Origin of the sequence: Streptococcus sp. UBA4344, assembly GCF_002393675.1 — a bacterium.
Lineage (GTDB): Bacteria > Bacillota > Bacilli > Lactobacillales > Streptococcaceae > Streptococcus > Streptococcus vicugnae.
This window is the reverse complement of the sequence record NZ_DGTE01000005.1, coordinates 20823-42038: the sequence shown is the minus strand read 5'-3', so window position 1 is coordinate 42038 and position 21216 is coordinate 20823. Positions and strand designations below refer to the sequence as shown.

Annotated in this window: 16 protein-coding genes; 2 read left to right on the top strand and 14 right to left on the bottom strand. The window is 38.6% G+C overall.

Annotated features, from left to right (window positions below):
* Positions 1-3: 3 nt before the first annotated feature.
* The 5 genes from pnp to B4D49_RS00935 all read right to left on the bottom strand — a co-directional run bounded on the left by pnp (position 4) and on the right by B4D49_RS00935 (position 7562).
* Positions 4-2190 carry a polyribonucleotide nucleotidyltransferase gene (gene pnp / locus B4D49_RS00955; RefSeq protein WP_286782909.1) on the bottom strand — a complete coding sequence of 729 codons (2187 nt, stop codon included), beginning with the start codon at positions 2188-2190 and terminating at the stop codon, positions 4-6.
* A 203-nt stretch (positions 2191-2393) separates the two neighbouring features.
* Complete coding sequence (locus B4D49_RS00950; RefSeq protein ID WP_132869171.1) at positions 2394-2624, bottom strand: GlsB/YeaQ/YmgE family stress response membrane protein; 231 nt, start codon at positions 2622-2624, stop codon at positions 2394-2396.
* 177 nt (positions 2625-2801) lie between these two features.
* Positions 2802-5483: a bifunctional acetaldehyde-CoA/alcohol dehydrogenase gene (gene adhE, locus B4D49_RS00945; protein WP_286782908.1), complete on the bottom strand. Its 2682-nt coding sequence runs from the start codon at positions 5481-5483 to the stop codon at positions 2802-2804.
* A gap of 489 nt (positions 5484-5972) precedes the next feature.
* Positions 5973-6242 carry a 30S ribosomal protein S15 gene (gene rpsO / locus B4D49_RS00940; RefSeq protein WP_003063161.1) on the bottom strand — a complete coding sequence of 90 codons (270 nt, stop codon included), beginning with the start codon at positions 6240-6242 and terminating at the stop codon, positions 5973-5975.
* A gap of 159 nt (positions 6243-6401) precedes the next feature.
* Complete coding sequence (locus B4D49_RS00935; RefSeq protein WP_286782907.1) at positions 6402-7562, bottom strand: MFS transporter; 1161 nt, start codon at positions 7560-7562, stop codon at positions 6402-6404.
* Positions 7563-7623: 61 nt separating this feature from the next.
* Here B4D49_RS00935 and B4D49_RS00930 point away from each other — a divergent pair, with 61 nt between their 5' ends.
* Together B4D49_RS00930 and def are read left to right on the top strand one after the other, a co-directional pair.
* Positions 7624-8295, top strand: a complete 672-nt coding sequence (locus tag B4D49_RS00930; protein WP_199544598.1) for a Crp/Fnr family transcriptional regulator — start codon at positions 7624-7626, stop codon at positions 8293-8295.
* A gap of 66 nt (positions 8296-8361) precedes the next feature.
* Entirely contained in the window at positions 8362-8976 is a 615-nt protein-coding gene (gene def / locus B4D49_RS00925) for a peptide deformylase (protein ID WP_286782906.1), read from the top strand.
* A 358-nt stretch (positions 8977-9334) separates the two neighbouring features.
* Here def and B4D49_RS00920 read toward each other — a convergent pair whose 3' ends face one another.
* The 9 genes from B4D49_RS00920 to yajC form a co-directional block, all read right to left on the bottom strand.
* Complete coding sequence (locus B4D49_RS00920; protein WP_132868713.1) at positions 9335-9880, bottom strand: NADPH-dependent FMN reductase; 546 nt, start codon at positions 9878-9880, stop codon at positions 9335-9337.
* A gap of 149 nt (positions 9881-10029) precedes the next feature.
* The gene (locus B4D49_RS00915; protein WP_199544599.1) at positions 10030-10575 is read right to left on the bottom strand and encodes an NADPH-dependent FMN reductase; all 546 of its coding nucleotides are present in this window, start codon (positions 10573-10575) and stop codon (positions 10030-10032) included.
* A gap of 100 nt (positions 10576-10675) precedes the next feature.
* The gene (locus B4D49_RS00910; RefSeq protein WP_132868715.1) at positions 10676-11122 is read right to left on the bottom strand and encodes a MarR family winged helix-turn-helix transcriptional regulator; all 447 of its coding nucleotides are present in this window, start codon (positions 11120-11122) and stop codon (positions 10676-10678) included.
* Between the two features lie 111 nt (positions 11123-11233).
* Positions 11234-15628, bottom strand: coding sequence for a PolC-type DNA polymerase III (locus tag B4D49_RS00905; RefSeq protein ID WP_286782905.1), 4395 nt, complete (start codon positions 15626-15628; stop codon positions 11234-11236).
* 176 nt (positions 15629-15804) lie between these two features.
* Positions 15805-17661, bottom strand: a complete 1857-nt coding sequence (locus tag B4D49_RS00900) for a proline--tRNA ligase (protein WP_286782904.1) — start codon at positions 17659-17661, stop codon at positions 15805-15807.
* A gap of 149 nt (positions 17662-17810) precedes the next feature.
* Positions 17811-19073, bottom strand: coding sequence for an RIP metalloprotease RseP (gene rseP / locus B4D49_RS00895; RefSeq protein WP_199544603.1), 1263 nt, complete (start codon positions 19071-19073; stop codon positions 17811-17813).
* Between the two features lie 94 nt (positions 19074-19167).
* Entirely contained in the window at positions 19168-19962 is a 795-nt protein-coding gene (locus tag B4D49_RS00890; RefSeq protein ID WP_132868719.1) for a phosphatidate cytidylyltransferase, read from the bottom strand.
* Between the two features lie 12 nt (positions 19963-19974).
* On the bottom strand, positions 19975-20730 hold the full coding sequence (locus tag B4D49_RS00885; RefSeq protein ID WP_199544606.1) for an isoprenyl transferase: 756 nt from the start codon (positions 20728-20730) through the stop codon (positions 19975-19977).
* A 133-nt stretch (positions 20731-20863) separates the two neighbouring features.
* Positions 20864-21208 carry a preprotein translocase subunit YajC gene (gene yajC, locus B4D49_RS00880; protein ID WP_074482967.1) on the bottom strand — a complete coding sequence of 115 codons (345 nt, stop codon included), beginning with the start codon at positions 21206-21208 and terminating at the stop codon, positions 20864-20866.
* Positions 21209-21216 lie beyond the last annotated feature (8 nt).

Here is a 21216-nt window from a genome sequence, read left to right as displayed (position 1 = left end):
ATCTTAGTCGATACTATCGTGTTTTTCTTTATGATCACGTAGGTGTCCACCAAATGGTGAATGTTTTTTGTGTTCATTTTTTTCAGCTCTTGGTGGACGTGGTAGCAAAGCTTTCATTGAAGCATCGACACGACCTTTATCGTCTACTTTAATGACTTTAACGTCTACTTCATCGCCAACTTCAAGAACATCTGAAACGTTTGCTGTACGTGTCCAAGCGATTTCTGAAATGTGAACAAGGGCATCTGTTTTATCAAATAGGTTTACAAATGCACCGAATTTTTCAATACGGACAACTTTAGCGTGGTAAACTTCACCAACTTTAGCTTCACGAACTAAACCAGCAATGATTTCTTTAGCACGGTCGATAGCAGCTTGGTCAGATGAGTAGATAGATACATTTCCTTCTTCGTCGATATCGATTTTAACGCCAGTTTCTTCGATGATTTTATCGATAGTTTCGCCACCTTTACCGATAACCACTTTGATTTTATCAACATCAATTTTAATAGTATCAATTTTTGGTGCTGTTGGAGCAAGGTGTGTACGAGGAACTGGGATGGTTGCTTCAATCAAATCAAGAATTTCAAAGCGAGCTTTCTTAGCTTGAGCTAGAGCTTCTTTCAAGATTTGCGGTGTAATACCTTCAATCTTGATATCCATTTGAAGAGCTGTAATACCTTCGCGAGTACCAGCTACTTTGAAGTCCATATCGCCGAAGTGATCTTCAAGACCTTGGATATCTGTCAAGATTGTGTAGTTGCTGCCGTCTGAAATCAATCCCATGGCAATACCAGCAACTGGTGCTTTGATTGGCACACCACCAGCCATAAGTGCAAGTGTACCAGCACAGATTGATGCTTGTGATGATGAACCATTTGATTCCAAAACTTCAGCAACTAGGCGGATAGCGTATGGGAATTCTTCAAGGCTTGGAAGAACTTGCGCAAGAGCACGTTCACCAAGAGCTCCGTGACCAATTTCACGACGGCCTGGCGCACCATAACGTCCTGTTTCACCAACAGAGAATTGTGGAAAATTATAGTGATGCAAGAAACGTTTTTTGTATTCAGCCCCAAGACCGTCAACGATTTGTGTTTCTCCCATCGGAGCAAGTGTTAATACTGACAAGGCTTGAGTTTGTCCACGTGTGAACAAACCAGAACCGTGAACTTTTGGAATGTAGTCGATTTCAGCATCCAATGGGCGAATTTCATCAACACGACGACCATCAGGACGAATCTTATCTTCTGTAATCAAACGACGAACTTCAGCGTGTTCCATTTGTTCCAGAATTTCAGCAACATCACGCATAATTGTTTCGTAGTTTTCGTCATCAGCGTAACGTTCTTCATAGACAGCAGTGACTTCTTCTTTAACAGCTTCTGTTGCTGCTTCACGCGCTTTTTTCTCTTCAACTTGAACAGCTTTTTGAAGATCTGCGTTGTAGGCTGCGATAATTTCAGCTTGCAATTCTGGATCAACTTGAAGTAATTCAACTTCTGCTTTTTCTTTACCAACAGCTGCGACGATTTCTTCTTGGAAAGCAATCAATTCTTTGACAGCTTCGTGACCTTTAAGAAGAGCTTCAAGCATGATATCTTCTGACAATTCTTTGGCACCAGATTCAACCATGTTGATGGCTTCTTTTGTACCAGCAACAGTCAATTCAAGAAGTGAAGCTTCTTTTTGTTCTGCTGATGGGTTGATGATAAATTCACCATCGATATAAGCCACTTGAACCCCTGCGATTGGTCCATTGAATGGAATATCTGAAATAGACAAGGCTAATGAGCTACCAAACATAGCTGCCATTGGTGCACTAGCATCTTCGTCATAAGAAAGAACAGTGTTAATCACTTGAACTTCATTACGGAAACCTTCTGCAAACATTGGACGAATTGGACGGTCAATCAAGCGAGCTGTCAATGTCGCATCAGTTGTTGGACGTCCTTCACGTTTGTTGAAACCACCTGGGAATTTTCCAGCGGCGTACATTTTTTCTTCGTAGTTAACTTGAAGTGGGAAGAAGTCACCTGTAGACATCTTTTTAGACATTACAGCCGCACTAAGAACTGTTGATTCACCGTAGCGAATTACTACAGCGCCATTAGCTTGTTTAGCAACTTGACCAATTTCAACAACAAGTGGTCGACCAGCAAAGGTTGTTTCAAAAGTTTGTTTTGACATTTTTATTCCTCTAACAATTTTTTTGATACGTCTGTTTTCTACAAAAACCAGTCTGTAAAAGACTTATAAACTCGTCTTTGCATAAAACCACGTATCTCCACTATTTTATCACATTTTAGAGGAAATGGCAGAGCTCTAAGACCGAAAGCGCAAAAAAAGTAGCTATCTCGAAATAGCTACTCTGTTATATCTTTTGACATCTATCATCTAAATAATAAATCCACCACAGCAATGACAATAATCGCACCAAGAATAGATGGTAAAATAGCCATACCTGCCAAACTTGGCCCCCAAGAACCAAATAAAGTTTGACCAACAAATGAACCAACAAGTCCTGCAAAAATATTATAAATACATCCCATTGATTCACCTTTTTTCGTAATAGCTCCTGCTATTATCCCAATAAGTGCACCAACAATTAATGACCCAATCATAACATTCTCCTTTTTATGCCTTTATTTAAAAAATCTGCTTTTTTACACCACCATTCTATCATAATTTCTCGTGTGCGAAAATTAAAAAGCAAGCACCATTTAAAAGACTACTTTTCTTAAATTAAAAACACAAAAACCTCCTTTTCAGGAGGTTTTTAAGCATTGAACAATGCAATATTAGAACATGTCAATCAACAATTGTTTCAACTCAGCAATATATGGTTGACGAGGGTTAGCAGGTGTACATTGGTCATCGTAAGCAAGTGATGCTAATTTATCAACTGCTGCATCAAAGGCTTCTTTTGTAACACCATTTGCAGAAAGACGTGGATCAACATCAACTGCTTTCATCAAAGCATCAATACGTTGGCAAAGTGCTTCTACTAATGCTGCATCATCTTTACCTTGAAGACCAAGGCTACGAGCAATATCAGCGTAATCACGTTGTGCACGATATTCTTCATAACGTGGGAAGACTGAACGTTTCACATTTCCTGCAACACCATTGTAACGAATAACATGTTGCATAGCGATTGAAATAGCTAGACCGTGAGGAAGACCAAATTCACCACCAGTTTTGTGTGCGATTGAGTGATTAATACCTAGGAAGGCATTTGAGAAGGCCATACCTGCAAGTGTTGCAGCATAGTGCATATTTTCACGTGCTTGTTCGCCACGAAGTGTAGGATTCTTAGGATCGTAGTTATAAGAATCTTCCAAGTTTTCGATAACTAATTTAATAGCTTCAAGAGACCATGGACGAGTCAAATCAGATGCCATAACTGAAACATAAGCTTCAAGGGCATGTGACAAAGTATCCAAACCAGAAAGAGCAACGGTACGTTTTGGCACTGTCATAACAAATTCTGGGTCAACAATAGCAACTTGTGGTGTCAATTCATAGTCAGTCAATGGATATTTAACGTGAGTATGATCATCAGTAATAACAGCGTAAGGTGTTACTTCTGAACCTGTACCAGATGTTGTTGGGATACAGAAGAGACGAGTTGCTGTTTGATGTTTGAATTTTACGATACGTTTACGGATATCAATGAATTTTTGTTGCAAACGTAAGAAGAGTTCGCTGACGTTTTCGTAGCTATCAAGAAAATCAGCTTCTTGATCAAGTGAGTATTCATAGATGTAACGTGCAATTTTAGCCGCATCAAGTGCTGAACCACCACCGACTGCAATAACTGTATCTGGTTTGAAATCACGCATTTGTTTTGCGATTTCAATTGTTTGACCAAGTGTTGGGTCTGGTTTGATAGTGCCGTAAATTGATGTCGCAACTTTTTCATCACGCAATGCCAATTGAGCAAGGACAGTATCAACAAAACCAAATTGAACCATACCTGGGTCAGCAACAATCAAAGCACGTTGCATTGATTCGTATTCGTCTTGCAAATAAGAGATAGCATTTTTTTCGTAGTATGTTTTTTCTGGTAGGCGAATCCATTGAGGACGGTTGCGACGTTTAGCAACTGTCTTAACATTTAAGAGATCGCCAGTTGAAAGATTGTGTGACAATGAATTTTTCCCCCATGATCCTGTTCCAAGTGTTAAGCTAGCTTTAAGTGCGTCTGTGTAGACATCACCGATACCTCCGACTGAATCTGGTTGGTTAACCAAGACACGAGATGCTTTCACAGCATCACCATATTCAGCAACAAATGGGTCTGCTTGTGAACCAATTTGAATACCAGCATTGTGTCCTGCACCTTGGTAGTCAAGAAGTGCTTCAACAATTTCAACACCTTCTTTACGGTCTTTAGCTTTATAAACTGAAAGGAGTGGAGAAAGTTTTTCAGAAGATAGTTTTTCACCAATGTTTTTCTTATCAAGTTCAAACAAGAGAACATCTTTACCTTCTGGTAATTTGACACCGGCTTGTTCACAAATCCAAGTGGCAGGCATTCCGGCAACTGGACCGTTAACTCCGTGTCTATCATTAAAGACAAAGTCTTCAATTTTCTTATAGTCCTTCTTAGGCACAAGGTAGGCACCCTTATCTTGCATTTTTTGAAGCCATTCATCATAGATTGGTGCTTCAACAACTGCAGAGTTTTCAGTTGCACAAATCATACCGTTATCAAAACGTTTTGATAGCAACAAATCTTCTACAGCACGATCAACATGGGCAGTTGCATCAACGTAGATAGCACCGTTACCAGCACCAACACCCATTGATGGGTTACCTGATTTAAGAGCGGCATTTACCATACCAGGTCCACCAGTTGCCAAAATAGAAGCAATTTTCGGATTTTGGATAAGCGCTGATGTGTTTGCAAGAGATGGTGTTTCAATCCATTGAACAATGTTTTCTGGAGCACCAGCTTTAATAGCAGCATCGTAAAGAATTTGAGCTGCATGTGCTGAACATTTTTGTGCTTGTGGGTGGAAGGCAAAAACAATCGCATTGCGTGTTTTAAGAGCTACCAAAATTTTGAACATGGTTGTTGATGTTGGATTTGTTGTTGGAACAATACCAGCCAAAACACCAAGAGGTGCAGCAATTTGGATACTTCCTGAAACCTTATCTTCACCAATGATACCTACTGTTTTTTCGTTTTTAATACGTTCATAAACGTACTCAGTAGCGAAGTGGTTCTTAATATCCTTATCCTCAACGACACCACGACCAGTTTCTGCATGAGCTTCTTTTGCTAATTCAAGTGAAGCTTCTGAACCTGCAAGAGCCATCGCTGCTACGATATTATCAACTTGTTCTTGTGAATAAGTTGCATAAATACGTTCAGCTTCAAGAGCTTTTTCGACAAGAGCTCCAGTGTACTGTTGAGCCAACTCTTCAGCGCTCAACTCGTTATTCTTTACATCTGCATTTGTTGCTTTAGCCATTAAGAAAACCTCCTTATAAGTACCCTTAAAAATAAGTGCCTCATTTTTTGAGAAGAACTATATTAATGATTGATACTAAAATAAAAACAAGACCGTATAGTCTGGAATTTCAAAACTCAACGTCACTACTTGAGGTTCTCTTCACTATAAAAACTACACAAAATCAACAGTTAAATTCTTTAATCATCATATCATTGTGATATTCTTCACCAATTATATTAACCCTTTTTCAAAAAAAGGTCAAGTGTTTTTTGTAAGCTTTTTCATTTTTATTGTAAAAGCAATGTAAGGGGATACAAATTACACTTGCGTTTTTCCTTTTATATTAATACTTTTGTCACTTTTAACATTTTAATGCTATATAAAACCTCATTTTCATTAAAATACACCCAATGGGAAGGTGATTAATTTTGTTAATCAACTGAAGCATTTGCACACAAAAAAGCTTCTTGGAAAATCCAAGAAGCTTTTACGTGACCTAACGTCAGATTAACGACGAAGACCAAGTGATGCGATCAATTCGCGGTAACGGTTAACGTCTGTACGGCGAAGGTATGCCAACAAGTTACGACGGTGACCGATTTTTTTCATCAATCCACGGTAAGTTGCGTGGTCTTTTTTGTGTTGTTTAATGTGCTCGTTAAGGTGGTTGATTTCCCAAGTAAGAACAGCTACTTGAACTTCAACTGAACCTGTGTCACCTTCGTGACGTGCGTATTGAGCAATGATTTCATTTTTTTTCTCTTTTGAGATTGCCATAATAATTTTCTCCTTTATATTGCTTCATCCGAGTGGTAGGTTTTTGGCGGATCCTACGACCAAGAAGAAGTTACTTGTCTTACGACAGTCCTTATTGTAGCAGATTACTTCTGCTTTTGTCAAAGGTTTTCCCTTAATTTAACTAGACTTTAACACAAATTATTTTTTTGTTAAAAAGCGTGTTTTAAAGACTAGTCCAAAGCTAATAACAAGACTGATAATCGCATAAATCACAAAAGCAAATCCTGGTTGTGGGTTTACTTTTGAAAAGAGGTTTAGAGTAAATGCTGCACTAGCCCCACCTAAGTTACAGAACAATAGAACTAATGTTGTCGCATTACCGATCAGTTGTGGCGAAATTTTCGTTGACACATTACTAAAGACGTTTGTTACAACGATGCTGTACCAGAAACCTGATAACATTGCTCCGATAAGCATAACCCAAAGGTTATGAGCAAACCCTAACAAGAAAAGACCGAGAGCAAACGGAAGCAATGAAACAGTGATCAAATTTTTGTTAAAACGAACCAACAAAGCTTCAAAACAGATTCCTGAGAGAATTCCCATAAGCATCATACCACTCAAGATAAGACTTGCTTGACGTGGACTTCCAAGATGCAATTGGTCAACAATAACTGGGATTCGAAGACTATTTGCACTATTGATATTAATCACAAAACCTGCTAATAACGATAGACCAACAATATATAAGATATCAGCTTTCGTAAACTTAGCACGTGATTCTTTTGGGGTATCTTTAACTTCTACCTTAGCTTTTGGTGCAAAGAGAAGATAGAACACGAGGACTGGTAAAGCAAATAAATAAACACTAAATGTCCATGACCAGCCTAGAACAACAAGAAAACCAACAATCATGGTCAACAAGGCGTTACCAATAATTTCAAACGATCCACGAAGACCGAGCATTTGAGCTTGTTCTCTACCAGCATAAGTTTCACTGATGATACTAATCGCACGTGAGTTAATAAAACCAATTCCAATACCAAGTAAAACACGTGAGACCACAACTAATGAGTAGCTCTGCAACATTACAGGCATACTACCACCAAAGGCAATTAATAAAAGTCCAAGAATAATGCTGAGACGTTCAGAGATTAGACGTTCGGTAATTGGATTTAGTAACAACATGGCAAGAATCGCAAAAGATGATAGTGAAAATAGAAATTCTACCTGACTAGCAGCGTATCCTTGCTGATGAAATGTTGTAATCATTTGGGGTAATGCTGTCGACGGTGATAAGGTCGAGACCAGCATCAAAGATAAAGATAGGAGACTAAATTTCTCCAAAAATGTTTTCATAGAAACTCCTTACTTGTTTTTTTCATCATTTCCAGTATAATCAAAGTTAGCGCATAAAAATATGACTTTTGTCACAAAGGAGGTCTGTGTGTCTTTAGAACAATATATTCAAGACTATCAGCTTGAAAAAATCTTTCCTAAACATTATTTTGATAAATTACAAGTTCGTGAATTAGTAGCCGGAGATGCTATTTGTCACCAAGGAGAAGCTTTAACTGCACTCTCTTTTTTCGCTAAAGGAAAATTAAAAATTGTTCGTCGTTTATTTAACGGTAAAGAACATATTCTAGATATTAAAGAAAAACCAACTCTGATTGGTGATATTGAATTATTAACCGATCAACCTATCGTTTCTTCAGTTATTGCACTTGAAGATACTCTGGTTATCCAACTTCCCTTGACTGGGATTCGCAAAGAATTATTAGCTGATAATGATTTACTCCTAAATCTTAGCAGAGGCCTAGCTCAGTCACTTTATGAGCAAAACATCCATGCCTCAACGAATTTGAATTACACACTTAAAGAACGCCTAGCTACTCATATCTTGGCTATCGAAGATAAAGGTGTCTTCAAACTAGAATTAACTAATCTTGCTGATTCCTTCAGTGTCAGCTACCGACATTTACTTCGTGTCATTCATGAATTTATCGATTTAGGAATTATTGAAAAACGTCGCCCTAACTATTATATCAAAGATATGGCGCAACTCATTGACTTGAAGATTACTAACTGAGCCTTTAGCTTTCTCGTTCAGCATTTTTATGCTATAGTGTTATATAGAATAATTTGAGGAGAAAATATGTCAGTTATTGAAAAATTAGCTAAACCAAGTCATTTAATCAATATGAACGATATTATTCGCGAAGGTCATCCAACTTTGCGTAAGATTTGTGATGATGTCACATTCCCATTATCTGATGAAGAAATCATTTTAGGTGAAAAAATGATGCAATTCTTGAAAAATTCTCAAGACCCTGTAACAGCTGAAAAAATGGGCTTGCGCGGTGGTGTTGGACTTGCAGCACCACAATTGAATGTTTCAAAACGAATCATTGCCGTTCTTGTACCAAATATGGAAGATAAAGATGGCAATCCACCAAAAGAAGCTTACAGCTTACAAGAAGTAATGTACAATCCAAAAGTTGTTGCACACTCAGTTCAAGATGCAGCACTTGCTGACGGTGAAGGTTGCTTGTCTGTTGACCGTGTCGTTGAAGGATACGTTGTTCGTCATTCTCGTGTGACTGTTGAATACTTCGACAAAAACGGTGAAAAACACCGCATCAAACTTAAAGGTTACAACTCAATTGTTGTTCAACACGAAATTGACCACACAAATGGTATCATGTTCTACGATCGCATCAACGAAGATAATCCATTTGCTATCAAAGACGGTATGCTAATTGTCGAATAATACATAGAGAAACTGAGGACATTTCCTCAGTTTTTTTGTATATAACAAACGAGAGTGGGACAAATAAAAACTAAAAAGCGAATCAGTAGTTTCATAGGAACTTGATTTCTCAGCAAATCTCAATTTCTTGTTGCTGACCTAAAACGGTCTATTCTCAAACCGTTTTTGACACTGTGTTTTGTTTATTATAACTATATAAATAAAGAGGCTGGGAACTTTTATCCCAACCTCTTTTTTATTTAGTCACAGCGTTATATTGAAAGGCTAAACCAATATTACTGTGAAGATAGTGAGTTAAGCAAAAATAGGAAAGCTCACTCACGGATTTGTTAAATGTTTAAAAATCTTAGATTAATCATTAATCAATTGCAGCAAGAAGTGCTTGAGCTTGTTTATCAAGGTTGGCAAGAACATCATCAGTCGCCACAAACTTACCGTCAACCCATGCTGAGTCATTCACTTGTGTTGTAGTAATTTCATCAACAAATTGTGTACGAATGAATGGGAATAATGCGCGGTAAGCATCTGCCACTGGTTCGTGTCCACCATTTGCAAGGATAGAAACAGTTGTGACTTTTTCATTAAGCGCTGATGGACCTGTTGGATCTGAAAGATCAAGCGCACGGCTCAACCAGTCAAGCAAGTTCTTCACTGAACCAGGAATCGCAAAGTTATAAACTGGTGAGAAGAACCAGATAGCATCAGCTGCCAAGACAGCGTCACGTGCAGCTTGCACAGCAGCTGGTGTGTTAGCTTCCAAATCTTGTGAAAAGACCGGAACCTGTGACCAGTCTAGGTATGATACTTCTGCTTTGCCTTCAAGTGCTTTTTCAGCGTTTTGAGCAAATTGTTGATCAAAAGATCCCTCACGTAATGAACCGACAACAAATAGAATTTTTTTCATGATATATAATCCTTTTCAAATCATTATAATTAAAACGATAGCTATAAGCACTATCTCTGAACTGATGATAGCATCAGCCAATCTTAAAGTCAATTAAGACGACTTGAGAAAAACTGCTTTTCTAAACAGAATTTTACCAAGCTATAAAATTAGTTGATAGCTGCAAGAACAGCGGCAATTTGTTTGTCCAATTGTGCTAGATCAGCTTCTTCAGCCACATATTTACCATCTGCCCAAGCAGAACCATTAATTGTCGCAAGAGTCAATTCGTCAACAAAGTTAGTACGAATAAATGGCAATAATGCACGGTATTGGTCAGCTGCTTTTTCATGGTGAGCCGCAGATGTAATTGTAACAGTTGTAACTTTTTCATTGATAGCTGATGCACCTGATGGATCTGAAAGATCAAGGGCACGACTCAACCAATCAATCAAGTTTTTCACTGGACCAGGGATGTTAGCATTATAAACTGGTGTGAAGAACCATACAGCATCAGCAGCAAGTACAGCATCGCGTGCAGCTTGAACAGCTGCTGGTGTGTTAGCTTCTAAATCTTGTGAAAAGACTGGAACTTCTGACCAATCAAGGTAAGAGACCTGTGCTTTTCCCTCAAGTGCTTTTTCAGCATTTTTTGCCATTTGAGCATTGAAAGAACCTTCACGTAATGAACCGACAACAAATAGAATTTTTTTCATGATATTTCTCCTAACAAAAAGATATTAGTATTTTTATAATCAAAAATCATTTATCACTAATTAGTGATTTATTGTTATGTTGTCATTTTATACTTTATTTTTACTTTTGTAAATTATTTTGCTCACGCGGTTTAAATTTTTTCAGAAGTCGTATTAATTGATCTTGTTCTTCCTCAGTTAAAACTGAAAAAGTCTCTTCAATTTTTGCCATGTGAAGTGGCAAAGCATGCTCAATGACTTGACGACCTACATCAGTCAAACTAACCAGATAAGCACGCTTATCACCCGGACAAGCTTGGCGTACTACCCAGCCTTTTTTCTCCATATTACGGATAACCACCGTCATATTCCCCGAAGTCGCTAGGATACTATCAATTAATTGGCCAACCTTCATCGCTCCTTTGCTATAAAGAACGTCCAAAACTGCAAATTGTGTTTGTGTTAAATCATCTTCCTTGAAAGACTCTGATGTTTTAGCATCGATAGTTCTAAAAGCTTTTCGCAAAACAACCATAGCCTTAACAGCTTTATTTTTGAAGTCGCTCATTGCTACTCCTTTCTGTCTTTTTTTACATAGTATCACTAACTAGTATCTTTTACAAATAGCAGAGCTCAAAAAAGAAACCCTCACTTTGAGAGCTTCTCTAAAATTGGCTTATTAAAAGAAATCGTCGAATAGGCTTAATTGGTTATCTTCTGGCATGTTGCCAAGGATTCCCATTTCATCCATTTTATCGACCAATGTTGCTGAAACACCGCCGCGTTTGCGAAGTTCCATTTTAGATAGGAATTCACCTTCTTCACGCGCTTTAACGATTTGTTTTGCAACGTTTTCTCCGAGACCATCCATAGCTACAAATGGTGGAATAAGGGTATCACCGTCAATGATGAACTCTGTCGCATCACTGCGGTAAAGGTCAAGTTGACCAAATTTATAACCACGTTCGAGCATTTCATTGACAATTTCAAGTGTGGTGTATAAATCAATTTCAACATTTGAAGCTTCGTTATTCTTACGCTTATTAGAAATATCAGCCATGCGTTCTTTCACCGCATCAAGCCCAGCACTCATTGTCTTAATGTCAAAGGCCTTAGCACGGATTGAGAAATAAGCACAGTAATAGTAAATCGGATAATGTACTTTAAAGTAAGCTACACGAAGCGCCATTAAAACGTAGGCTGCCGCATGGGCTTTGGGGAACATGTACTTGATTTTACCACAGGATTCAATGTACCAGTCGGGCACATTATTTTCTCGCATAGCTTCAATGTATCCATTACGTTCCTCATCAGAGATTTTAAGCCACATTCCCTTACGCACACGTTCCATAATGGTAAAAGCCATTTTGGGTTCAAGACCTGCGTGCATAAGATAAACCATGATATCGTCACGACAACCGATAACGGTTTTTAGGGTAGCAATCCCCTCTTTAATCAAGTCTTGGGCATTTCCCAACCAAACATCAGTACCGTGTGACAACCCTGACAACTGTAGCAATTCTGCGAAAGTTGTTGGGTGTGTTTCCTCAACCATTCCACGAACAAAGTTGGTTCCGAATTCTGGGATACCAAGCATCCCTGTCGGTGTTCCAATTTGCTCAGGCGTAACGCCAAGGACTTCTGTGCCTGAGAAGAGTGCCATAACATCTGGGTCATCCGCAGGAATATCTTTGGGATCAATACCAGACAAGTCTTGCAACTTACGAATCATCGTCGGATCATCATGACCGAGGATATCAAGTTTCAAGACGTTTTCATCGATATCGTGGAAGTTAAAGTGAGTGGTTTGCCATTCAGCAGAAAGATCATCAGCTGGGTATTGAACTGGTGTAAAGTCATAAACATCCATGTAGTTTGGAATAACAACGATACCACCCGGGTGTTGTCCAGTTGTACGTTTCACCCCTGCAGCACCTTGTGCCAATCGTTCGACTTCAGCTTCTGGATACATCTTACCATAGTCACGTTCGTAACCTTTGACAAATCCATAAGCCGTACGGTCAGCAACCGTACCAACGGTTCCAGCACGGAAAGCGTATTGTTCACCGAAAATATCACGAACATCCAAATGAGCTGAGGGTTGGTCATCACCAGAGAAGTTCAAATCGATATCGGGAACCTTATCCCCATCAAATCCAAGGAAGGTTTCAAACGGAATATCATGTCCATCTTTCTTATAACGTGTGCCACATTTTGGACAATCCTTGTCAGGAAGGTCATAACCTGAACCAACAGAACCATCAGTGATAAATTCTGAATGCTGACAATTTGGACAGACATAATGTGGTGGCATTGGGTTAACTTCAGTAATCCCAATCATAGTCGCCACAAAACTTGATCCAACAGACCCACGTGAACCAACCAAGTAACCACGTTTATTAGAACGAATAACCAACATCTGAGACGCCAGGTAAATCACGGCAAATCCATTCCCCAAAATCGAAGTCAATTCTTTTTCGATACGTCGGTCGACAATATCTGGTAGTGGGTTACCATAGATTTCAAAGGCTTTTTGATAGGTCATCTCTGCAACGCGCTCTTCTGATTTTTCAAGGAAAGGCGTGTACAAATCTTTTTTAACAACTTCGATTTCTTCGAAACGCTCTGCGAAATCATTAGTATTTTTGACAACAATTTCATAAGCAAGATCTTCACCAAGAAAAGCAAATTCATCTAGCATTTCATTAGTTGTACGGAAATGGGCTTTTGGTAGCGGAGCTGGTTGAGCATCCTCACCACGACCAATTGGACGGTTAATCGGTGCCCCTTGTCCTAAACTACGTACAATGATTTCTCGATAAATCTCATCTTCTGGTTCAATGTAATGAACATTACCAGTCGCAAGCACAGGCTTATTAAGACGACGACCTACTTCAATCAAATCTCGAATAGCTTGTCGAATACCCTCTTCGTCTTTAATCGTTCCTTGTGCTAATAGCGGAGCATAAATAGCTGGTGGCATGACTTCGATGAAATCATAGTATTTAGCCACTTCAACAGCTTTATCCACACCTGAGGTCAAAACTGCATCAAAGACTTCACCCTCAGAACATGCTGTTCCTAGCAAGAGTCCTTTGCGATGAGCATCAAGAACTGTTCTTGGAATACGAGCCACACCTTCAAAATATTTAACATTTGAAAGACTGACAAGCTTGAAGATATTTTTCAACCCTGTCTGGTTTTGAACATAGATTGTTGCATGTTTTACACGAGCTTTCTTATAAGAATCTTCAGCCACCAATTTTGTGTTCAAGTCCATCATGTTTGTAAGGCCATGATTTTCACGCGCTTCTTTTAAGAAAATAAAGAGCAAGCGACCAGTTGCTTCGGCATCGTAGTTGGCCATGTGGTGGTGTTCTAGCGATACTTGGAAACGTTTGGTCAATGGTCCCAAACCATGACGTTTGTATTCTGGATAAAGATTCCGTGCCAATTCAAGGGTATCAATAACTGGCTGCGTGATGGTTGGCATGCCATGACGTTTGTAATTAGCATTCATAAAGCCAACGTCAAAGGTCGCATTGTGGGCAACAAGTACAGTATCTTTACAGAAATCTTGGAACATTTGAAGCACTTGTTCGATTGGTTTTGCATTGCGAACATGATTATCCGTAATCCCTGTCAATTCTGTCGTAAAAGCTGACAAATGGTGACCTGGATTAATGAATTCATCAAATTGCTCAACAATATTACCTTTATACATTTTTGAAGCCGCAATCTGAATCAAATCATTATTAACAGCAGAAAGCCCTGTTGTTTCCACGTCAAATACAACATAAGTTGCTTCATTTAGCTCTAAATCTTCAGGATTGTAAGCAATAGGAACCTTGTCTTCAACAATATTGGCTTCCAGACCAAAAATGGCTTTAATACCGTCTTTACGTGCTCTATGGTAACCATGAGGGAAACTTTGAACATTTCCATGGTCAGTAATAGCAACCGCCTTATGCCCCCATTTAGCAGCTGTATCAATCAGCTCCTCAACCGTTGGCAAAGCATCCATGGTTGACATGTTCGTATGCGCATGGAATTCCACACGTTTCTGGTCTTCTGGCATCAAATCCTTGCGGTCATGGTGAACAATTTCTTTAACATCTTGCACATTCATTGTCAGTGCATGCGTGAAATTATTATTTTCAATGTTCCCTCGAACACGAAGCCATGAGCCTTTAGCAATCATGTCGTATTTTTTCAACTCTTCATCATCTTTTGCCCATTTTTGCATAGCAAAACTTGATGTATAGTCCGTCATTTTGAAATTGATGATGTGACGACCTGTACGAGTTGTTTTCTTCTCAACATCAAAAACCATTCCTTCAAAGACAATGCGATTTTCTTCTGTTGTGATTTCGACCATCGGAGTGATTTCAGCATTTTCAAAACCAGCACGGCGTTGTTTGGCACGTTCTTTGAAATCAAATTTTGGTTTTGGTGTTTCTTCAACCGGAGGCATTGAGGCTTCAAGAGATTTAACCGCTTCACGATTTTCTTGAACAGCTCTTTCCACCATGGCTTCACGATTAGTTTTAAAATCTTCTCGAAGCGCTTGGGTCATAGCTTCATCTGAAACCATATCAATCATCAAGTTTCCGAAACCAAAGGCTTCAAATTGACGTGCAAGATTAGGCAAATGATTTTTTCGGAAATGCTCATTATTAACAAAAGCTGGCGCTTCAATCAATAATTTATGACCATCGTACGATACTTGAAGTTTACTAAATGACGCTTTAAAACTAGCACTATTACACGGTGAGTGTTCAAACGCTTCCTCATAATAATCCTGTAAAAGCGGCTGTGAGAAATCAATTTTTTCTGCCTTGATGTCAAAAGTCGCTGTAATATCTGCTTGCTTAAAGGTATTAACCAAACGATAAGCTAACTCCCGATAAATCTCAATCGGCAAAACCTCTGCAAATGAAAAATGGAATTCCCAAAGGCGGGATACTGAGTGTACTTTAACTTCACGAATATCTGCAGATGAAAAAGCAGAAGATTGTCGCATTTCAAGCGGCATATCGATTTGCTCCATCAATTTTTTAAATAACTCTGACATAAGACGTCAATTACCTCAATTCCAAAATCTAATCTTTTATACTTAGTAAAAAAGAGATCAGTGTCACTTTTTCACTTCTTATATCTATCAATATCGTCTTTCAATTTTATCATAAAAGTGAGCTTTTTTCGAGACAAAACAAAAAGGCCGGGGCTATGTGCCCGACCTCATTATAATTAGTTTTCTTTTGTCAAAATTTCAAGTGTTTCAATAAGGTTTTCAGCGTTCACTTCGATTGTATCGCCAGTTGCTTTAATTTTAACTTCTACGATACCATCAGCAGCTTTTTTACCAACTGTCACACGAATTGGAAGTCCGATAAGGTCGCTATCTGAGAATTTAGATCCGACACGTTCATTACGGTCGTCAACCAATACTTCATAACCTTTTTCAACCAATTCTGCTTCAACTTTAGCTGTCAAAGCTTGTGCTTCTTCGTCTTTCACGTTAACTGTGATGACGTGAACATCAAATGGAGCCAATTCTTTAGGGAAGTTAATACCCCATGCAAAACGGTAAGCACCTTTTGGTGTTTTAGAAACAAAGAGACGAGCATGTTGTTCAATAACAGCAGACAAGATACGGCTAACACCGATACCGTAGCATCCCATGATGATTGGAACAGCACGACCGTTTTGGTCAAGAATTGTTGCTCCCATGCTTTCTGAGTAACGAGTACCGAGTTTGAAGATGTGTCCGATTTCGATACCACGAGCGAATTTAAGAACACCTTTACCATCTGGTGAAATTTCACCTTCTTTAACTTCACGAATATCAACATATTCTGCTTCGAAGTCACGTCCTGGGTTAACACCAGTCAAGTGGTAACCATCTTCGTTAGCACCTACAACAGCATTTGCGACATCTTGAACTTTGCGGTCAGCAACGATACGAACATTTTCAGGAAGATTAACTGGGCCAAGTGAACCGAAGTTTGCCCCAAAGACTTTAACAGCATCTTCTTCAGTTGCTGGATCAAGGAAGTCTGCACCAAGGTAGTTTTTCAATTTAACATCATTAACTTGGTCATTTCCGACAAGAAGAGCAACAACTGGTTCTTTATCAGCGATGAAAAGAAGTGTTTTAATTGTTTGTTCTTCATCAACATTCAAGAAAGCAGCCACTTCATCGATTGATTTACAGTTAGGTGTTTCTACACGTTTAACATCTTCTTGAGCCACAACTTTTGTTGATGGTTTGTATTCATTACTTGCCATTTCAAGGTTAGCAGCGTAGCTTGATTCTGTTGAGTAAGCAACTGTATCTTCACCTGAAACCAACCATGAAGTCAATTCTTTTTTGATATCTTCTAATACATCTTCTGGAATTTCATCGATTGATGCAATTGATTTATCAAGAACAACCCAACGGTCAAGGTCTGTACGATCTGGAGTGATAGCCATAAACTCTTGAGAGTCTTTACCACCCATAGCACCACCATCACCGATGATACCTTTGAAATCAAGTCCTGCACGTGTGAAGACTGCTTCGTATGCTTTACGATATTCTTCGTAAGTTTCATCCAAACCTTCGTAGTCTGCGTGGAAACTGTAACCATCTTTCATGATAAATTCACGAGTACGAAGAAGTCCGTTACGAGGACGTTTTTCATCACGGTATTTAGATTGGATTTGGTAAAGGTTTAATGGTAATTGTTTGTATGATTTAATCGCATCACGAACAAGACTGGTAAATGTTTCTTCGTGAGTTGGACCAAGGATAAAGTCTGATTTATCGCGGTTTTTAAGTTTATAAAGGTCTTCACCGTAAGTTTCGTAACGACCTGATTCACGCCAAAGGTCAGCGTTCAAAAGTGCTGGTGCAAGCATTTCAACGGCACCAATTTTTTCAAACTCTTCACGCATGATTTTTTTGAATTTTTCAATCGTACGGTTAGCAAGTGGTAGGTAAGCATAGATACCTGCAGACACTTGGCGGACATAACCTGCACGAACCATAAGAGCATGACTGATAACTTGAGCGTCGCTTGGCATTTCGCGAAGCGTTGGAATAAGCATTTGTGATTGTTTCATAATAAAATATTGCGGTCAAATCATGAAAATAAGTAAGCTGCTTTTAAAACAAGTAGCTCACTTATGCTCATAATTTAGGAAAGACCGTGTCAATTCCTTTCTAAAAAATGTGTATTTATTTTTAAAATGATGTACTAAATGAATTAAATTTAGAAGAAAACTCGCATAATATCATTCCAAGTCACAGCTACCATCAAAATAATCATGATGACAACCCCAACTAGAGTAATATATGTTTCGGTTTCTTGTTTGAGTGGTTTGCGACGTACAATCTCAATAAGGTTCATCAAGATTTTTCCGCCATCCAAAGCCGGAATTGGAATTAAGTTCACAATTCCAAGGTTGATTGACAAAACAGCAAGCAAATTAATCACCGATGTCAATCCGTAAGAAGCTGCTTGACTTGAGGCTTGGTACATGGCAACAGGACCACCAAGTTTATCCAAGCTAAAGTTTGATACAATACCTTTTAAAGCATTCAAAATCAACATAGTACTTTGCCAAGACATCTGGAAACCACCAGTAATTTTGTCCCAAAAGCCTGTTTTCAAATACGTAGAAACACCAATGAGGTAACTACCATTGTTTTTTACTGGCTTAACATCTAGTGTTTTCGTTTTTCCTGATGTATCTTTTACCGTAACTGAAATGGTATCGTCTCTTGAAATGTTCTTAGTTGATTTGGCAACAGCCTCAGTCAATTCTGACCAATTTGAGACTTTGTAATTTCCAACAGCTAAAACCTTGTCTCCATCTTTTACCCCTGCAGCCTGCATAGCGCCACCGTCGGTTACGCGGATAGCATTTGTCGCCGTATTCGGGACACCTCCTTGCATAAAGACAAGTAAGATAAAGGCTAAGGTTCCCAGAATAAAATTATTCATAGGACCAGCAAAGTTTGTCATTAAACGCCCCCAGACAGTAGCATTTTGATACTGCACATCAAGAGGCGCAATGCGAATTTCTGTACCATCTTCCTCAACAATTGTTGCATCATGATGAACAACATATGTCTTTTGCTCATCCAGAACTAAGCCTGTGATTTCAAGTTTATCTTCCAAATCATAAGAAGTCACATTCATAGGAAGAGCTGTATTATCCAACTGTTTATGTGATAGATTAATACGTGTCACAAGTCCGTCTTTGTTCAAACTCAAGCTAGCTGGTGTACCTGTCTTGATTTCAGTGGTATCATCACCCCAACCAGCCATTCGCACATATCCGCCCAAGGGCAAGATACGGAAAGTATAAGCTGTGCCCTCTTTGTCAAAATGCGAAAAGATTTTCGGGCCCATTCCGATGGAGAATTCTCTCACCAAGATTCCTGCTTTTTTAGCAAAATACAAGTGACCAAATTCATGGACAATAACTAAAATTCCAAAAACAATAATAAAGGTTAAAATTCCGAGCATTTTGCTCCTCTCTATACCAGTAACATTATTATCCTAATAACCATTCACTAGTAAGCAAACTCCAAAAGTTTGTGGCAAGTGCCAACCAACTTAATTAGAAAAGACCAAATAGATGCATAATTGGGAAAACAAAAATCATTGAATCAAAGCGATCTAAGATACCACCATGACCAGGAATAAGTTTTCCAGAATCTTTAACGCCAAAGTGACGTTTAATAGCACTTTCAACCAAATCACCGAATTGACCAAAAATACTAAACAAGATAACGTAAATCAACATAGCAAATAGATTGTGCGGTGCATATACAGCTTTGTCAATTAACATAAAAATTAGTGAAACGACAACTGCACAAGCAATACCACCCAAGCTACCTTCGATTGTTTTATTCGGGGAAACCTTCGGCATTAACTTACGTTGACCAAATTGACGACCAACCATATAAGCGCCAATATCAGTCGCCCATACGATGAATAAAGCAAAGAGCACTTTATCTAAGCCACCCATACGAGCATTGACCAGATTTTGGAAACCAATACCAACATAAAGGCTAGCAGCAATTGGATAAGAGACATCATCAAATGAATACTCATCACTATTGATAACTGTTCCTGCCAAAAGCAAGAAAACTAGCAAACCATAGACAGCAAAATTAGAATCTAATGGTAATGATGTAAAGTAGTTATCCAAAGGCACTGTCAAAACAAAAGCACCGAGCATTGATAAAACACCTTCAATTGAGAAAAATTCAAGATGTTTCATGCGTAACATTTCTGCCATACCAATCATTGCTAAAAAGCCTACAAAAATTTGAAATGCTAGGCCTCCATGCAATAGAAACGGCAGCATAATCAATAAGGCAATTGCCCCCCAAATCACACGTTGTTTCATGATATTTCCTTTCTAGATTCCACCAAAACGGCGATGACGTCGATTGTACTCGGCAATCGCCTTAATTAACTCGTCTTTTTTGAAATCAGGCCATAAAACAGGCGTGAAATAGAATTCACTGTATGCTGATTGCCATGGTAGAAAATTACTAAGACGAAGTTCTCCACTTGTACGAATAATCAAATCCGGATCACGATACAAATACGGCAAATGATTAGTCATCAAGTGATTTGAAATCACATCTTCTGTAATATCATCTGGGCTAATTTTAGCTTCAAGCACTTCTTGTGCAATATTTTTAACCGCTTCTGTGATTTCTAAACGGCCACCATAGTTCAATGCAAAATTCAAAATAAGTCCAGAATTATGCTTAGTTTGATCACAAGCACGTTTCATGGCATCAAAAGTAGCCTTCGGTAGACGATGTGTTTCACCGATTACTTGAACTTTGACATTATTTGCATCCAATTCAGGGACATATTTATCGAAAAACTCAACCGGCAAGTTCATGATGAACTTGACTTCGTCCTCGGGTCGTGACCAGTTTTCTGTTGAGAAAGCGTAAACAGTCAAAACTTTAACACCAAGTTCTGAACAGGCAATCGTCACGTCTTGCAAAGCATCCATACCAGCCTTGTGTCCCATGACACGTGGTTGCATGCGCTTTTTGGCCCAACGACCATTACCATCCATAATAATTCCAATATGATTAGGAATTTTGTCTAGGCTGACAGCCTTTTCTTTTTTTCTAAATTTAAATTTAAACATACAATTTCCTTAAAAGCATACTCATCATAATATTTTACCATAAAATAGCCATTTTTTCTCTACTTAATTAGTGGCTTTTAGGGAATATTGGCATAAAAAAGCCAGATGATTTCTCATCTGGTCATTCCTATTATTAATCTTTGCTTTCAACAGCTGTGTCTTCGGCTGTTTCTTGGTTATCTTCAACAGCTTCTTCAACAAGAGCAGTTTCAACAACTTCTTGTTCAGCTCTGTTAACAACACGTTTCAAAGCACCTAATTCAAATGTTAAATAAACACCATCGATGTCCAAAACCATTTTTTGGTTAGCTGTGTCAACTTCATCAACAACACCATAAAGACCACCGATTGTTACGATTTCATCACCTTTTTGCAATGCTTTAAGTTGATCTTGACGGGCTTGTGCTTGTTTCTTTTGAGAACGTTGCATGAACCAAATCAAACCAACCATAACGAGCAACATAATAACTGTTGGCATAAGAATCC

Excerpts from the sequence above, each read along its gene's own strand:
- pnp (WP_286782909.1), bottom strand. The coding sequence starts at position 2,190 with ATGTCAAAACAAACTTTTGAAACAACCTTTGCTGGTCGACCACTTGTT.
- B4D49_RS00950 (WP_132869171.1), bottom strand. The coding sequence starts at position 2,624 with ATGATTGGGTCATTAATTGTTGGTGCACTTATTGGGATAATAGCAGGA.
- adhE (WP_286782908.1), bottom strand. The coding sequence starts at position 5,483 with ATGGCTAAAGCAACAAATGCAGATGTAAAGAATAACGAGTTGAGCGCT.
- rpsO (WP_003063161.1), bottom strand. The coding sequence starts at position 6,242 with ATGGCAATCTCAAAAGAGAAAAAAAATGAAATCATTGCTCAATACGCA.
- B4D49_RS00935 (WP_286782907.1), bottom strand. The coding sequence starts at position 7,562 with ATGAAAACATTTTTGGAGAAATTTAGTCTCCTATCTTTATCTTTGATG.
- B4D49_RS00930 (WP_199544598.1), top strand. The coding sequence starts at position 7,624 with ATGACTTTTGTCACAAAGGAGGTCTGTGTGTCTTTAGAACAATATATT.
- def (WP_286782906.1), top strand. The coding sequence starts at position 8,362 with ATGTCAGTTATTGAAAAATTAGCTAAACCAAGTCATTTAATCAATATG.
- B4D49_RS00920 (WP_132868713.1), bottom strand. The coding sequence starts at position 9,880 with ATGAAAAAAATTCTATTTGTTGTCGGTTCATTACGTGAGGGATCTTTT.
- B4D49_RS00915 (WP_199544599.1), bottom strand. The coding sequence starts at position 10,575 with ATGAAAAAAATTCTATTTGTTGTCGGTTCATTACGTGAAGGTTCTTTC.
- B4D49_RS00910 (WP_132868715.1), bottom strand. The coding sequence starts at position 11,122 with ATGAGCGACTTCAAAAATAAAGCTGTTAAGGCTATGGTTGTTTTGCGA.
- B4D49_RS00905 (WP_286782905.1), bottom strand. The coding sequence starts at position 15,628 with ATGTCAGAGTTATTTAAAAAATTGATGGAGCAAATCGATATGCCGCTT.
- B4D49_RS00900 (WP_286782904.1), bottom strand. The coding sequence starts at position 17,661 with ATGAAACAATCACAAATGCTTATTCCAACGCTTCGCGAAATGCCAAGC.
- rseP (WP_199544603.1), bottom strand. The coding sequence starts at position 19,073 with ATGCTCGGAATTTTAACCTTTATTATTGTTTTTGGAATTTTAGTTATT.
- B4D49_RS00890 (WP_132868719.1), bottom strand. The coding sequence starts at position 19,962 with ATGAAACAACGTGTGATTTGGGGGGCAATTGCCTTATTGATTATGCTG.
- B4D49_RS00885 (WP_199544606.1), bottom strand. The coding sequence starts at position 20,730 with ATGTTTAAATTTAAATTTAGAAAAAAAGAAAAGGCTGTCAGCCTAGAC.
- yajC (WP_074482967.1), bottom strand. The coding sequence starts at position 21,208 with ATGCCAACAGTTATTATGTTGCTCGTTATGGTTGGTTTGATTTGGTTC.